The sequence below is a fragment of the Paracraurococcus ruber genome (assembly GCF_004353985.1).
Classification (GTDB): Bacteria; Pseudomonadota; Alphaproteobacteria; order Acetobacterales; family Acetobacteraceae; genus Paracraurococcus; species Paracraurococcus ruber.
In genome coordinates, this window is record NZ_SMOA01000003.1 from 1 (window position 1) to 13877 (window position 13877).

Annotated in this window: 14 protein-coding genes; 8 read left to right on the forward strand and 6 right to left on the reverse strand. The window is 72.5% G+C overall.

Annotated elements, in window-relative coordinates:
- The 4 genes from E2C05_RS32710 to E2C05_RS01400 all read left to right on the forward strand — a co-directional run.
- On the forward strand, window positions 1–218 hold a 218-nt coding region (locus E2C05_RS32710; protein WP_158291870.1), incomplete at its 5' end, for a hypothetical protein.
- 74 nt (window positions 219–292) lie between these two features.
- Entirely contained in the window at window positions 293–727 is a 435-nt protein-coding gene (locus tag E2C05_RS01390; RefSeq protein ID WP_133217810.1) for a hypothetical protein, read from the forward strand.
- Window positions 728–805: 78 nt separating this feature from the next.
- Window positions 806–1147: a hypothetical protein gene (locus E2C05_RS01395; protein WP_133217811.1), complete on the forward strand. Its 342-nt coding sequence runs from the start codon at window positions 806–808 to the stop codon at window positions 1145–1147.
- Window positions 1148–1403: 256 nt separating this feature from the next.
- Complete coding sequence (locus E2C05_RS01400) at window positions 1404–1982, forward strand: hypothetical protein (protein WP_133217812.1); 579 nt, start codon at window positions 1404–1406, stop codon at window positions 1980–1982.
- A gap of 133 nt (window positions 1983–2115) precedes the next feature.
- Here E2C05_RS01400 and E2C05_RS01405 read toward each other — a convergent pair whose 3' ends face one another.
- Together E2C05_RS01405 and E2C05_RS01410 are read right to left on the reverse strand one after the other, a co-directional pair.
- The gene (locus tag E2C05_RS01405; RefSeq protein ID WP_133217813.1) at window positions 2116–2814 is read right to left on the reverse strand and encodes a response regulator; all 699 of its coding nucleotides are present in this window, start codon (window positions 2812–2814) and stop codon (window positions 2116–2118) included.
- On the reverse strand, window positions 2811–5471 hold the full coding sequence (locus tag E2C05_RS01410; RefSeq protein WP_133217814.1) for a sensor histidine kinase: 2661 nt from the start codon (window positions 5469–5471) through the stop codon (window positions 2811–2813). The genes E2C05_RS01405 and E2C05_RS01410 overlap by 4 nt, the downstream gene beginning before the upstream one ends.
- Before the next feature lie 224 nt (window positions 5472–5695).
- Between E2C05_RS01410 and kdpF the strand changes: the two genes are divergently transcribed.
- From kdpF to kdpC, 4 genes are all read left to right on the forward strand, one after another.
- On the forward strand, window positions 5696–5782 hold the full coding sequence (gene kdpF / locus E2C05_RS01415) for a K(+)-transporting ATPase subunit F (protein ID WP_133217917.1): 87 nt from the start codon (window positions 5696–5698) through the stop codon (window positions 5780–5782).
- Between the two features lie 4 nt (window positions 5783–5786).
- Window positions 5787–7484, forward strand: coding sequence for a potassium-transporting ATPase subunit KdpA (gene kdpA, locus E2C05_RS01420; protein WP_133217815.1), 1698 nt, complete (start codon window positions 5787–5789; stop codon window positions 7482–7484).
- 132 nt (window positions 7485–7616) lie between these two features.
- Window positions 7617–9713: a potassium-transporting ATPase subunit KdpB gene (gene kdpB / locus E2C05_RS01425; protein ID WP_240046509.1), complete on the forward strand. Its 2097-nt coding sequence runs from the start codon at window positions 7617–7619 to the stop codon at window positions 9711–9713.
- 2 nt (window positions 9714–9715) lie between these two features.
- On the forward strand, window positions 9716–10303 hold the full coding sequence (gene kdpC / locus E2C05_RS01430) for a potassium-transporting ATPase subunit KdpC (protein WP_133217816.1): 588 nt from the start codon (window positions 9716–9718) through the stop codon (window positions 10301–10303).
- A gap of 52 nt (window positions 10304–10355) precedes the next feature.
- Here the strand turns inward: kdpC and E2C05_RS01435 are convergent, their stop codons facing one another.
- From E2C05_RS01435 to E2C05_RS01450, 4 genes are all read right to left on the reverse strand, one after another.
- Complete coding sequence (locus tag E2C05_RS01435) at window positions 10356–11354, reverse strand: aspartate-semialdehyde dehydrogenase (protein WP_133217817.1); 999 nt, start codon at window positions 11352–11354, stop codon at window positions 10356–10358.
- A 697-nt stretch (window positions 11355–12051) separates the two neighbouring features.
- On the reverse strand, window positions 12052–12576 hold the full coding sequence (locus tag E2C05_RS01440) for a chromate transporter (RefSeq protein ID WP_133217818.1): 525 nt from the start codon (window positions 12574–12576) through the stop codon (window positions 12052–12054).
- Window positions 12573–13142, reverse strand: coding sequence for a chromate transporter (locus E2C05_RS01445; RefSeq protein ID WP_133217819.1), 570 nt, complete (start codon window positions 13140–13142; stop codon window positions 12573–12575). The genes E2C05_RS01440 and E2C05_RS01445 overlap by 4 nt, the downstream gene beginning before the upstream one ends.
- Window positions 13143–13240: 98 nt before the next feature.
- A complete protein-coding gene (locus tag E2C05_RS01450) occupies window positions 13241–13837 on the reverse strand; it encodes an HdeD family acid-resistance protein (RefSeq protein WP_133217820.1) in 597 nt (198 codons plus the stop codon).
- Between the last annotated feature and the right edge of the window lie 40 nt (window positions 13838–13877).

The window sequence follows — 13877 nt, forward strand, 5'->3', positions numbered from 1 at the left end:
CGGCGATCGGCCGCGGCGCGCAGTCCCAGGTCTTCGGCGGCATGAACCTGAACGCCGCCACCGGGCGCGACAGCACCGCGCAGCAGCAGGTGCTGACCATGGGCGGCGCCGCCGGCCGCGGCGCCCGCAACCAGGTGCTCGGCGGCCACAACCTCAACGCCGCCACCGGCAAGGGGTCCTTCGCCGACCAGCAGGTCGTCACCATCGGCGCGCAGTGAGCGCCAGCCCCAGGCGTCCCGGCCCCACCTGAGGGCGCCGGGACGCCCCGACGCGCAACCAGGAGGACTGCGTCATGATGCGTTCCATGCTCGCCGCCGCCGCGCTCGCGCTCTGCACCGCGCTGCCCGCGACGGCGCAGGACCTGGGCGGCGTGCGGCTGCGCGGGCCGGAGGCGGTGCTGGACCGGGTCGAGAGCTTCGACCGCGGTGGCTGCCGCCTGTCCCAGACCAGCGTCAGCCTGGGCGTCAACAAGGCGATCGGCACCGACAGCCGCGCCCGCCAGCAGGTCGCCACCGATGCCGGCGGCGGCTGCCGGCCGCTGGTCAGCACCCAGGCGGCGGTGGGGGTGAACCTGTCGATCGGCCGCCGCGCCCAGGTCGAGCAGTCGGTCGAGGCCAGCGGCCCGGCCGGGCTGCTGGCCACCAACACCCTGGCGCGCGGCGTCAACGTCGCCGCCGGCGCCCGCAGCGCCGCCAGCCAGCGCGTGCTAGCGCAGACCGTGCGGTGAGCCCTTCCGTCCCGGCGCCGCGCCCGGGACGGAGCAATTCCCGTCCGCCGTGCTTTGCCTGTCGGAGAGGAGCCCGCCATGACCCGCCTCCTGCCATTCGCCGCGCTGGCCCTGGCCTGTAGCCTGCTGCCCGCCCGCGCGGAGACGCTGCGCTGCCAGTCGGTGAACGGGAACGTCACCTGCGCCGGATCCGGCGCGGCCAGCTGCCAGCGGGTGGATGGCCGCACGGTCTGCACCTCCGGCCAGGGCGGCATCGTGCAGGAATTCGGCGGCCGTCCCGATGCCGAGGCAGCGCGCCGGCTTGCCGAGCGCAGGCTGCGCATCGAACGCCAGGGACCGGCCGGTGCCCTGACGCTGGAGCGAGAGGGCGGTCGGCTGCGCCTGCGCACGGACCGGCTCGACCTCGATGTCGACGACTGATACCGGCGCAGGAGTCCTGACGTCTGCGCGCCTGTATCGCGCGCCGGGTTGGTGTGGCGGCTGCGCGCCAAACCCAATGATGATGCCGATCAGCACTCATGCTTGCCGGTGTGACGCCGCCCGCGACGAAGCGTCGGCGCCCCGTCGCGGGCCCCACTTCTCCGGCACCAGGAAGCACGGCGGGTGTGGCCCGCGCCACAGCGCGGCGATGCGCCGGGCGGCAGGCTGCCGCCACATCGCAGCAAGGAGGCCCGTCATGACCCGCCGACTGATCCCCGTCTTGGCACTGCTCGCCACCGTCGTGCTGCCCGCCGCTGCGCTGGCGCAGGACAGCGGCGGGCTCGACCTCTCGCCGCAGGCGCTGGCGGTGGGTGGCCCGCGCGGCCTGGCGCGGCCCTTGCCCTTCGTCTTTCCCGGCATCACCGCCGGCGACCTGCAGGCCGGCCCGACGCCGGCGGAGCGGCGGCAGCAGCACCAGCAGCGGATCGCCAAGCTGCGCGGCGATGCCGGGTTCTTGGAAGGCTTCGCCTTCGGCCAGCCGCGGGCGGCCAGCCGCCAGCCGCCGCCCCCGCCGCCCGAACCATCCATCGGCGCCATCATCTTCGACCAGCGCACCCGGGTGGTGAACCGCTTCGAGGCGCCGGTCGCGGTCACCACCGGCAGCAACAACGTGGTGCAGCTGCAGGGCGCGGGCGGGCAGGGACCCACCGCCCAGCAGCAGGTAGTGACCACCGGCGGCCGCACGCTGCGCAACGGCGGCGGCGCGGTGAACGTCATCGGCGGCGACGGGTCCATCGTGCAATCGACGCCGGCTGGCGCATCACGGCCGCGTTGACGCCCGCAGCGGATCACGCCCGGGGCCAGACTAGAGCGGCTTGCGCGCTCTTCTGAACGCGCAAGCCGCTCCATCCTATTGATTGCAGATCTGATTCATGCGTCCGGGCGTTCACGCCCTCCCGCGTTTCGCTCTAGTCCGTTCCGAAGCGGTAGCCCACGCCCGGCTCGGTCCGGATGAGGTGCGCGGCCGGGCCCAGCTTCTGCCGGAGATGACCGACATAGACGCGGAGATATTGCGCGTCCTCGACATGCGCGGGGCCCCAGACGGCGGTCAGCAACTGGCGCTGCGTCACCACGCGGCCATCGCCGCCTCGGACCAGCGCGGCAAGCAGGTCCCATTCGCGCGGCGTCAGCTTCAGCGGTTCGCCGCCATCGACCCGCGCCGTCCTGCGGCCGAAATCCATCTCCAGCGGACCGATCCGGGCCACGCTGTCCGCCGCCGGCGCGGCGGCCGCGCCGGCGCGCCGAAGCGCGGCGCGGATGCGCGCGAGCAATTCGCCGAGCGCGAAAGGCTTCTCCACATAGTCATCCGCGCCGGCATCGAGGGCGGCGACCTTCTCGGCTTCCTGGTCGCGCGCCGAGAGCACGAGCACGGGAACGGCGGTGAAGCCGCGCAGCTTCGGGATCGCCGCCTTCCCGTCGCCATCCGGCAGGCCGAGATCGAGCAGCACCAGGGCCGGTGCCCGTTCGGCTGCCAGGCGGAGGCCTTCCGCGATGGTCGCCGCCCGCAGCGGGGCATAGCCCGCCGCCTCCAGCGCCGGGCCGAGGAAGCGGTGGATCTGCGGCTCGTCATCGACGACGAGGATGCGGGGCGGGTGCAGGGTGCTCATGCGTCCGGAAACCGCACCAGCATCCGCGTCCCGCGGCCCGTTGGCGTCGCCGGGCTTTCCGCCGCGATGCGCCCGCCCATGGCCTGGACGAGGCCGCGGCAGATCGCCAGCCCCAGCCCGGAGCCGGCCGCCACACGGTCGGTGCGGGTGGCGCGGAAGAAGGGGTCGAAGACGCGATGCAGGTCGCCGCGCGGGATGCCGGGCCCGTCATCCTCCACCGCGATCAGCACTTCCGGCCCGTCCCGCCCGATGCGGGCCCGGACCTCGCCGTGCGGGGCGGAGAATTTCAGCGCGTTGTCGAGCAGGTTCGCCAGCACCTGGTCGAGCAGGGCCGGGTCGAGGCGCGGCGCGATGGGGCGGGGACCGAGATCGAGCGACACCTGCCGCCCATGGACGCGGGCGGCGCGGGCGGCAGCGGTCTCCAGCGCCTCGGCCAGGTCCACCGGCTCCCGCCGCGGCGTGATCTGCCGGTTCTCGATCCGCACCATGTCGAGGATGTTGGCGATCCAGCGCGACAGTCGCGCGGTCTCCTCCTCGGCCGTTGCCAGCAGGTCGGCGCGGGTCGCTTCCGACAGGGCGGGGCCGGAGGCGCGGAGGGTGGCGATGGCGCCGCGGATGGAGGTGAGCGGCGTCTTCAGGTCGTGGCCGAGCGAGGTGAGGAGCGCGGTGCGCAACGCCTCGGTCTCCGCCCGCGCCTCGCCATGGGCCCGTTCCTCCATGAGCTCGGCTCGCTCGAGCGCGATGGTGGCCTGGTCGAGCAGCGCGAGCAGCGCCCGGCTGGCCTCCGCATCGGGGATGCCGCCGGCGTCCGGCAGGCGCAGGCCGACGAGGCCCGCCAGCCCGCGCGCCGTGCGCATCGGGCGGAATTGCCAGGCGACCGAGGGCAGCGTGTCCGTGCCGCGCCCGGCCATGCGCCGGTTGGCGGCCGCCCAGCGCGCCGCGGCCATGCTCGCCTCGTCCGGCTCGGCGTCCAGCGGCACGCAGGCGCGCACCACCGGCTCCGGCGCCGCCTCCCCCGGCAGCGGCGGCAGGAGCAGCAGCACGCAGGCGGGTCCGCCGGCGAGCCGCCTGGCTTCCTCGGCGATGGCCTGCACCAGGTCGCCCTTGTCGCCCGCCGCGCCGAGCCGCCGGCTGAACTCGACCAGCCGTCGCAGGCCGGCGACGCGTGCCTGCGCCGCCCGCACCGACCGCCCCAGGCCGCCGGTGGTGCCAGCCAGCAGCAGGGCGACGAGGGCGAAGACCACCACGCCCACCACATCCTGCGGCCCGGCGATGGTCAGGGTGTAGCGCGGCGGCAGGAACAGGAAATTCCAGGCCAGGAACGACAGAGTGGCCGCCAGCCCGCCCTGCACCGGCCCGAATCCAACGGCGGCCGCGACGATCGGCACCAGGTAGAGCATGCCGAGCGCGCCGTCCGGCACCACGCCATCGAAGCCGAGGCCGACCGCCGTCGCCGCCGCGACCAGCGCCGGTGTCGCCGCCCAGCCGGCCCAGGCAGGCAACCCGCGGCGTTCAGGCGGCAGGGAGCGCGGCGCGCCCGCCGGCTCGGGCACCAGGTGCAGGGTGAACTCCGTCGCCCGGCGCAGCAGCACCGCCGACAGCGTCCGCCCGGTGACCCGGCGCCACCATCCCGGCCGGCCACGACCGATGACGAGACGGGTGACGTTGCGCATCCGCGCCTGCCGCAGGATGGTGGCGGGCAGGTCGCTGGCGACCACGGTCTCGGTCTCGGCGCCCAGCGCCTCGGCGAGGCGGAGAGCATGGCCCGGACTGCCGGCGGGATCCGCCGTCGGCTGCTCGACATGCAGCGCGACGAGCGGCGCCTTCAGCGAGTCCGCGATGCGACGGGCTTCCCGCAGGACGATCTCGGCCGAGGGGTCGGCCCCGACCAGCGCCATCACCCGGTCCGCCGTGGGCCAGGGGCCGGCGATGGCATTCGCCCGCATATAGCCAGTGACGTCGGCATCCACCCGCTCCGCCGTCCGGCGCAGTGCCATTTCCCGCAGCGCCGCCAGGTTGCCCTCGCGGAAGAAGCCGCGCAGTGCGCGGTTCGCCTGGTCTGGCCGGTAGATGCGGCCTTGGCGCATGCGTTCGATGAGCTCGGCGGGCGGGATGTCGATCAGCTCGACCGCATCGGCCTCGGCCAGCACCCGGTCGGGCACCGTCTCCGTCACGCGCACGCCGGTGATCCGGGCCACCACCTCCGACAGGCTTTCGAGATGCTGGACATTCATCGTGGTCCAGACCTCGATGCCGGCCTCTCGCAGCTCCTCGACATCCTGCCAGCGCTTCGGGTGGCGGCTGCCGGGCGCGTTGCTATGGGCCAGCTCGTCGAGCAGAAGGATGCCCGGCCGCCGCGCCAGCGCGCCATCCAGGTCGAATTCCTCCAATTCCTGGCCGCGATAGGCGAGGCGAGAGCGCGGCAGGATCGGCAGGTCGCCGATCGCCGCCTGCGTCTCGACCCGGCCATGGGTCTCGACGATGCCGACCAGCACATCGGTGCCGCCTGCCAGGCGGCGTCGCGCCTCCGCCAGCATCTCCATCGTCTTGCCCACGCCCGGGGCGGCGCCGAGGAACACCTTCAGCCGGCCGCGCCCTTCCCGGCGCGCGAGCGTGAGCAGGGCATCCGGGTCGGGGCGGTCGGGTGGCGCCGTCATGGAGGTCCGATAGCAGGACCGATGCGCCGCCGCTCGCGTCTTTACGCGGTCTTTATGCCCGCCGCCCGGTTCACGGATGGAGCCTTTACGCGCCCCGGGCCTACGCCCGGTCCGACCGCATGATCGGAGCTGTGCGTGGTTGACGTTCTCCTGCTGGCGCTCGGCGTCGGCCTGTTCGGCCTGATGGCCGCCTATGTCGCCGGCTGCGGGCGGGTGTGACCGCCATGGCCGAGCTGATCCTTGGCGGTCTCGTGACCGCCGGTCTCCTCCTTTACCTGCTGTGGGCGCTGCTGCGTCCCGAGGACCTCTGATCCCATGACCCTGATCGGCTGGGCGCAGATCGCGCTCGTGCTCGCCGCCGTCGTGGCGGCCGCCATCCCGCTGGCGCGCTACATCGCGGCCGTCGCGGCGGGCCGCGTCACCTTCCTCGCGCCGCTCGAGCGGGCGATCTACGCGGCAGGCGGCGTCGATCCGGCGCGCGGCATGGGCTGGCAAGCCTACACGCTGGCGATGCTGGCGGCGAATGCGATCGGCTTCCTGATCCTGTATGCGCAGTTGCGGCTGCAGGGGCTGTTGCCGTTGAATCCGCAGGGCTTCGACGGGCTTTCGCCCTGGCTCGCCTTCAACACCGCGGTGAGCTTCACCACCAACACGAACTGGCAGGCCTATAGCGGCGAGGCGGCGATGAGCTACCTGAGCCAGATGTGGGGCCTGGCGGTCCACAACTTCACTTCCGCAGCCACCGGCATCGCGCTGGCGCTGGCCGTGGCGCGCGCCTTCGCGGCGGGCGGGCTGAAGGATCTCGGCAATTTCTGGGCGGATTTCGTCCGGATGGCGCTTTACGTGCTGCTGCCGCTGGCCGTGCTGGTGGGGCTCGTCTTCGTGGCCATGGGCATGCCGCAGACCCTCGCCCCCTATGCCGAGGCGACGACGCTGGAAGGCGCGACGCAGACCATCCCGCTCGGCCCAGCCGCCTTCCAGATCGCCATCAAGCATCTGGGCACCAACGGCGGCGGCTTCTTCGGCGTCAACTCTCTGCATCCATTCGAGGGACCTTCGGCGCTGGCGACGGCGCTGCAGACCTGGTGCCAGGCGGTCATTCCCTTCGCCCTGGCGCTGGCTTTCGGCCACATCGTCCGCGATCCCCGGCAGGGCCGCGCGCTGGTGGCGGTGATGCTGACCTATGTCGTCGTCGCCACGGCGATCGTCTACGCCGCCGAAGCCGGGGGCAACCCGCTGCATCTCGCCCTCGGCGTCGACCCCGCCATGGGGAACATGGAAGGCAAGGATCTCCGCTTCGGCCAGGCCCTGGTCGCCCTGTTCACCGCCACCACCACGGGCGCGTCCTGCGGCGCCGTGAACGCCATGTTCGACAGCTTCACGCCGCTCGGCGGCATGATCCCGCTGTTCCTGATCCAGCTTGGCGAGGTGCTGCCGGGTGGTGTCGGCTCGGGGCTCTATGGCATGCTGGTCTTCGCCCTGCTCGCGGTCTTCGTGGCGGGGCTGATGGTCGGGCGCACGCCGGAATACCTCGGCAAGAAGGTGCAGGCGCGGGAGGTGAAGCTGGCGATGCTCGCCGTGCTCGTCCTGCCGGCCGCGATCCTCGGCTTCACGGCGGTGGCGCTGGTGCTGCCCGCGGCGATCGCCTCGATCCAGGACCAGGGGCCGCATGGGCTGACGGAAACGCTCTATGCCTACACCTCGGCCGCCGGCAACAACGGCTCGGCCTTCGGTGGGCTGACCGCCGACACGCCCTGGCTGAACGTGACGCTCGGCATCGCCATGCTGCTCGGCCGCTTCGCCTATGTCGTCCCGGTGATGGCGCTGGCTGGCTCGCTCGCCGCCAAGCCGAAGCTCGCCGCCTCCGCCGGCACCTTCCCGACGCATGGGCCGCTCTTCATCGGCCTGCTGATCGGCGTGATCCTCATCCTTGGCGGGCTGCAGTTCATGCCCGCCCTCGCCCTCGGCCCGGTCGCTGAGCATTTCGTGCTCGCCGCCGGCAAGACCTTCTAGCCGCCCGATGACCGACGCGCCGCAGGCGCACAGGTCTGAATCGGCCGGCCCTTGCTCCAGCCGCCCGATGACCGACGCGCCGCAGGCGCACTGGTCTGGATCGAACGGCATTTCCTTCTGAGGCAGCGCAAGATGGACATGATGCCCACCATCCAGGCCGGGGAGGTCCGCCGCACCACGCGCGGCGGCGCCCTCCTCTCCGGCCCCATCCTCCGGCGCGCGACGCTGGACGCCTTCGCCAAGCTCGATCCGCGCCGCCTGGTGCGGAACCCGGTGATCTTCGTCACCGAGGTCGTGGCGATCCTCGTCACGGTCCTCGCCATCCGCGCCCTGGTGCTCGGGCAAGCCTGGGCCTTCCAGGCCGGCATCGCGGCCTGGCTCTGGCTCACCGTCCTTTTCGCCACATTTGCCGAGGCGGTGGCGGAGGGCCGTGGCCGCGCCCAGGCGGACAGTCTGCGCCGTGCCCGTACCGAGACCCAGGCGAAGCTCCTGCTCCGCAGCGATGACCGCACGCTGTGGCAGCCCCGCGCCGCGACCGAACTGCGTGTCGGCGAACGCGTGCTGGTCGAAGCCGGCGACCTCGTCCCGTCCGATGGGGAGGTGGTGGAGGGGATCGCCAGCGTGAACGAGGCGGCGGTGACCGGCGAAAGCGCGCCGGTGATCCGCGAGAGCGGCGGCGACCGCAGCGCCGTCACCGGCGGCACCCTCGTCGTCTCCGACTGGATCGTGGTGCGCATCACCGCGGCCCCGGGCTCCACCTTCCTCGACCGCATGATCGGCCTGGTGGAGGGCGCGGCGCGGCAGAAGACGCCGAACGAGATCGCGCTCGACATCCTGCTGGCCGGCATGACGATCATCTTCCTGATCGCCGTCGCCACGCTGGTCGGGCTGGCGAGCTGGAACGGTCAGCCGCCGTCCGTCGCGGTGCTGGCGGCGCTGCTGGTCACGCTGATCCCGACGACGATCGGCGGCCTGCTCTCGGCCATAGGCATCGCCGGCATGGACCGGCTGGTGCGCTTCAACGTGCTGGCGACCAGCGGCCGGGCGGTGGAAGCGGCCGGCGACGTGGACGTGCTGCTGCTCGACAAGACCGGGACCATCACCCTCGGCAACCGGCAGGCGGCAGGCTTCATCCCCACATCCGGCGTGACCGAGCGCGAGGTCGCCGAGGCGGCCGTCCTGTCGAGCCTCGCCGACGAGACGCCGGAGGGGCGGTCGATCCTCGCCTTCGCCCGGGAGCGCTTCGGCATCGCCGCGCCGGCAGTGCCGGACGTTGCGCGGGTCATTCCGTTCACGGCGCAGACCCGCATCTCGGGCCTCGACCTGCCGGACGGCGCCTACCGCAAGGGCGCGGTGGATGCGCTGCTGCGCAGCCTGGGTGGCGCAGCGCCGCAGGCGGGCGTCCAGCCCGACGCGCCGCCGGCCATGCGGGAGGCGGTGGACCGCATCGCCCGTGCCGGCGGCACGCCGCTGGCGGTGGCGAAGGACGGGCGGCTGCTCGGCGTCATCGAGCTGAAGGACATCGTGAAGACCGGCATGCGCGCCCGTTTCGACGCGCTGCGCCGCATGGGCATCCGGACGGTGATGGTCACCGGCGACAACCGGCTGACCGCCGCCGCCATCGCCGCCGAAGCCGGGGTGGACGACTTCATCGCCGAGGCGACGCCGGAGGACAAGCTTGCCTATATCCGTCGCGCGCAGGCGGAAGGCCGGCTGGTCGCCATGGCCGGCGACGGCACCAATGACGCGCCGGCGCTGGCCCAGGCCGATGTCGGCCTGGCCATGCAGACCGGCACCCAGGCCGCGCGGGAAGCCGGCAACATGGTCGACCTCGACAGCGACCCGACGAAGCTGATCGAGGTGGTGGAGATCGGCAAGCAGCTGCTGATCACCCGCGGTGCGCTGACCACCTTTTCCATCGCCAACGACGTGGCGAAGTATTTCGCCATCCTGCCGGCGATCTTCGTCGCCTCCTACCCGGAGCTGCAGGCGCTGAACGTCATGCGGCTGGCGAGCCCGGAGAGCGCCATCCTGTCGGCGGTGATCTTCAATGCGCTGATCATCGTCGCCCTGGTGCCGCTGGCGCTGCGCGGCGTCCGCTACGTGCCGGTCGGTGCCGCCGCGCTGCTGCGCCGCAATCTGCTGATCTACGGCCTGGGCGGCATCGTCGCCCCCTTCATCGGCATCAAGATCATCGACGTCCTTCTCGTCCTGCTGGGGCTTGCCTGACCATGATCGCCATTCTCCGCCCCGCCTTCGCGGTGGTCGCACTGCTCACCCTGTTCCTCGGCCTCGCGGTGCCGGTCGGCTTCACCGGCCTCGCCGGCCTGGCCTTCCCGACCCAGGCTGGCGGCAGCCTGGTGCAGCGCGACGGCAAGGTGATCGGCTCCGCGCTCATCGGCCAGGAATTCGCCGGGGCGCGCTACTTCCAGCCGCGCCCCTCGGCGACCACCGAACCGGATCCGGCGACGCCGGGCGCGACCCGGCCGGCGCCCTACAACGCGGCTGCCTCCGCCGCGTCGCAGCTCGGCCCCACCTCGGGGGGGCTGCTGGAGGCGGTGCAGGCGCGCGTCGCGGCGTTCGGGGGCGGCCCGGTGCCTGCGGATGCCGCAACCGCGTCCGGCTCTGGCCTCGACCCGCATATCAGCCCGGACAATGCGGCACGGCAGATCCGCCGGGTCGCCGAGGCCCGCGGCCTGCCGGAGGCGCGCGTGGCGCAACTCGTCGCCCAGCAGACGGAAGGCCGCGAGCTCGGCCTGTTCGGCGAGCCGCGGGTCAATGTGCTGCGGCTGAACCTGGCGCTCGATGCGCTGCGGTAGGGCGGCGCAGGCGGGCGGCGTCGGCGGCAGGCGGCCGCCGACGCCGCGGCTGTCAGCCCAGCTTCATCCGCTCGGCGATCTGCACCGCGTTCAGCGCCGCACCCTTCAGCAGCTGGTCGCCGCACAGGAACAGGTCGAGGCCGCAATCGCCGAAGACTGGATTGGCGCGGATCCGCCCGGCCTCGACAGCATCCTGGCCGGTGGCGGTGATCGGCATCGGGTAGCGCTGCTGCGCGGGGTCGTCCACCAGCTTCACGCCGGCGGCCTTCGCCAGCACGGCACGCGCGGCCTCGGGCGTCACCGGCCGCTCGGTCTCGATCGTGACCGCCTCGGCATGCACCCGGAAGGTGGGGATCCGGACCGCGGTGCAGGAGACCAGCAGATCGGGCATGCCCATGATCTTCCGGCTTTCCCAGGCGACCTTCATCTCCTCCCGCGTGTAGCCGTTCGGCTGGAAGCTATCGATCTGCGGGATGACGTTGAAGGGCAGCGGGTGGGCGAAGACGGAATGGCCGGCCTGGCCGCCTTCCAGCAGCACACGGCGGCTTTCGGCTTCCAGCTCCGCCATGCCTTCGGCGCCGGCGCCGCTGGCCGCCTGATAGGTGGAGACGATCACCCGCTTCAGGCCGAACTCCCGGCGCAGCGGTTCCAGCGCCACGACCAGGATGGCGGTGGTGCAATTCGGGTTGGCGATCAGCTTGTGGCTGCCGATGGCCGCGGCGTTCACTTCCGGCACCACCAGCGGGACATCCGCCTCCAGCCGCAGGGCGGAGGAGTTGTCCACCACCGCCACGCCTTCGGCCGCCAGGCCCCGGGCATGCGCCTTGGCGAAGTCGCCCGACACAGCGAGCAGCGCGAGGTCCAGCCCGCGGGCGGCGGCCGGGGTGAATTCCTCGATCGCCACCTCCCCCCAGGGTGTCGCCTGGCGGGTGCCGGCGCTGCGGGCGGAAGCGAAGAGTTTCAGGTCGGTCACCGGGAAGCGGCGCTTGGCCAGCACCTCCACCAGTTCCTTGCCGACCGCACCCGTAGCCCCGATCACGCCGACCCGCATGACACCCTTTCCTCATATGGGGGATGGGCCGTTTAGCCTGTCGATCACGCGATCGCCACCATTCCTTGGCCATGGCAGCCCTGCGGCGGGGGCCGGACGGCCAGGGCGGTCTGCCCCTTCAGCCGACGCCGCAGGCGGCTCCGGGCCATCGATTGCGCGCCGAGTTCGGGTCGCGTCGCAAGCCACCCTGGCAGATCCGCCGGTCACCATGCGTGCGCGTCCGGTCCACGGCCCGCCACCCACCCGGACACGGTCCTTGTGCCGCCGCGGTGCTTCAGCGGCGGGCCTGGGGCGGCGGAGCGTGACATGGATGGTGCCGTGCAGGATCCGGATCCGCGGCGGGGTCTGTTCCTGGCCAGGTTCGGGCGCCGCCATCATCGATGCGCCTGCCGGGCGTTCGTCCTGGCACCAGGCGGCCGCTGTTCGATCACATCGTTCCCGCCGCCCGCGCGGCCGGCATGAAACGAGACCGCCACCCGATGCCGGGCGGCCCCGTCGTGCCGGAACGGCAGGAACGCCGCGGGGGAGGCCGCATCCATCCGACAGGCGACGGCCTGGCGCGGCCTACGCGCTGCGGCGGACGCGCCGCCCGCCTAGAGCAGATCCGGATCAGGTGAACTCACCTGAGCGGGTGAAGATGCTCGTCGATTCAAATGACTGGAGCGGTTGCCGTGAGCCGTGGCGAACGGAAACCGCTCTAACGCAGCAGCAGCAGCCCAAGTACCCCGCCGCCTGCCAGGACCCAGAGCGGGGAATAGCTGGTCCGCCAGACGAAGACGGTGGAGATGACGACGATCACCAGCGGCAGCAGGCCGAATTGGCTGGATGCCTCGGCCATCACCAACCCGGCGGCCAGCAGCAGGCCGACGGCCACCGGCACCAGCCCGCCCTGGGCCGGCTTCAGCCAGGGTGCGCCGCGAAGGCGGTGGGTCAGGCCGGCGACGCCCCAGGCCAGCACCGCCGCCGGCAGCAGCATGCCCAGCGTCGCCATCGCCATCCCGCCCCAGGAGCCGATGCGCCATCCCATGACGCTGGCCACCAGGATGTTCGGCCCCGGTGCCGCCTGCGCCAGGGCGTAGAGCTGGGCGAAGGTGGCGTCGTCCAGCCAGCCGCGCAGCTCGACCAGCTGTCGGTGCATCTCCGGCAGGACGGCATTTGCCCCGCCCACCGCCACCAGCGACAGGATCCCGAAGGTGAGCAGGATCTGCAGCAGCAGGGTCATCGCGCCGCCTCGTCCCGCAGCAGCAGCCCGGCGCGCCAGAGCGATGCGGCGATCGAGATGGGCGCCAGCGCCAGGACGATGACCGGCAGGGGCAGGCGCAGCCAGGCGGCGGCGAAGGCGGCCAGGCTGAGGATGCCGACCGCCTCCGGCGCGAGCTTGAGCTTGACCACCATCTTGATGGCGGTGCCGATGACCATGCCGGCTGCAGCGGCGGCGATGCCGGCCATGGCGGGCGCGACGGCCGGCAACTGGCCGTAGCGGTCATAGAGCAGGCAGAGCGCGATCAGGATCAGCAGCGGCGCGCAGTAGATCCCCGCGGTGGCCAGCAGGGCGCCGGGCAGGCCGTGGAAGCGGCGGCCGATCATGACGGCGGCGTTGCCGACATTGGGCCCGGGCAGCACCTGGCCCAGGCCCAGCACCTCGGCATATTCGCGTTCGGTCAGCCAGCGGCGTTCCTCGACGATGACGCGGCGGGCCCAGGCGGCGACGCCGCCGAAGCCGAACAGGCCGATCTTGAGATAGCCGGTGAAAAGCTCGGTTCGGGTGGGGACCACGGTGTCTGCCATGCCCCATGCTCGCCGGCTTCGCGCCGCCGGTCCACCCGCCGGGCCAAGGGTTCCAGGGGCCTGCAGGCCTTGAGCCGGTGGGAGGCCAGGGCGCCTGCTTATCCCCTGCCCATGGCCGGCCCATGCGGATCGTGGTGGATCCGCCGCAACCGCCAGCCGAAGGCGATCATGACGAAGCCGGCGAACAGCGCCTGCAGCCCGACGATCCAGATCAGCGCCATCAGCCCGGCCAGCGGGTTCAGCAGCAGCCAGGCGCCGAAGAACACGGCAATGGCGCCGAAGACGCCCATCAGCACGCTGCCCAGGCGGAAGGCCAGGATCAGCCGGAAGACGCCGCTGGCAATGCTCCAGAAGCTGGTCACATAGACAAGGGCGATGGCGGAGATCATGGGGGCCAGCAGCACCGCGACCGCGGCGAGGAGTGAGACGACCCCGTCCACCCAGAACCACAGCCCGTGCCGTTCCGGCGGGCCCTTCACCGCCTGATAGAGGGTGGTGGCACCGTCGATCGCCATCCAGGCGGCGAGGACGCCGAGGATGGAGGCGATGCCGAGGCCGGGGATGGCGGTGACCAGCAGGCCGAACAGGATGGCGACGGCGCCGCGCAGAACGAAGACCCACCACCCCGACGCCATGCGCCGGGCCATGGGAAAGCGCCCCTCGAGGCTGGGCGGGGGGGCCGGGGTGGCGGTCATGCTCGCATCTCCCTGTCGGTTGGTCGGGATGCCTGGCTGG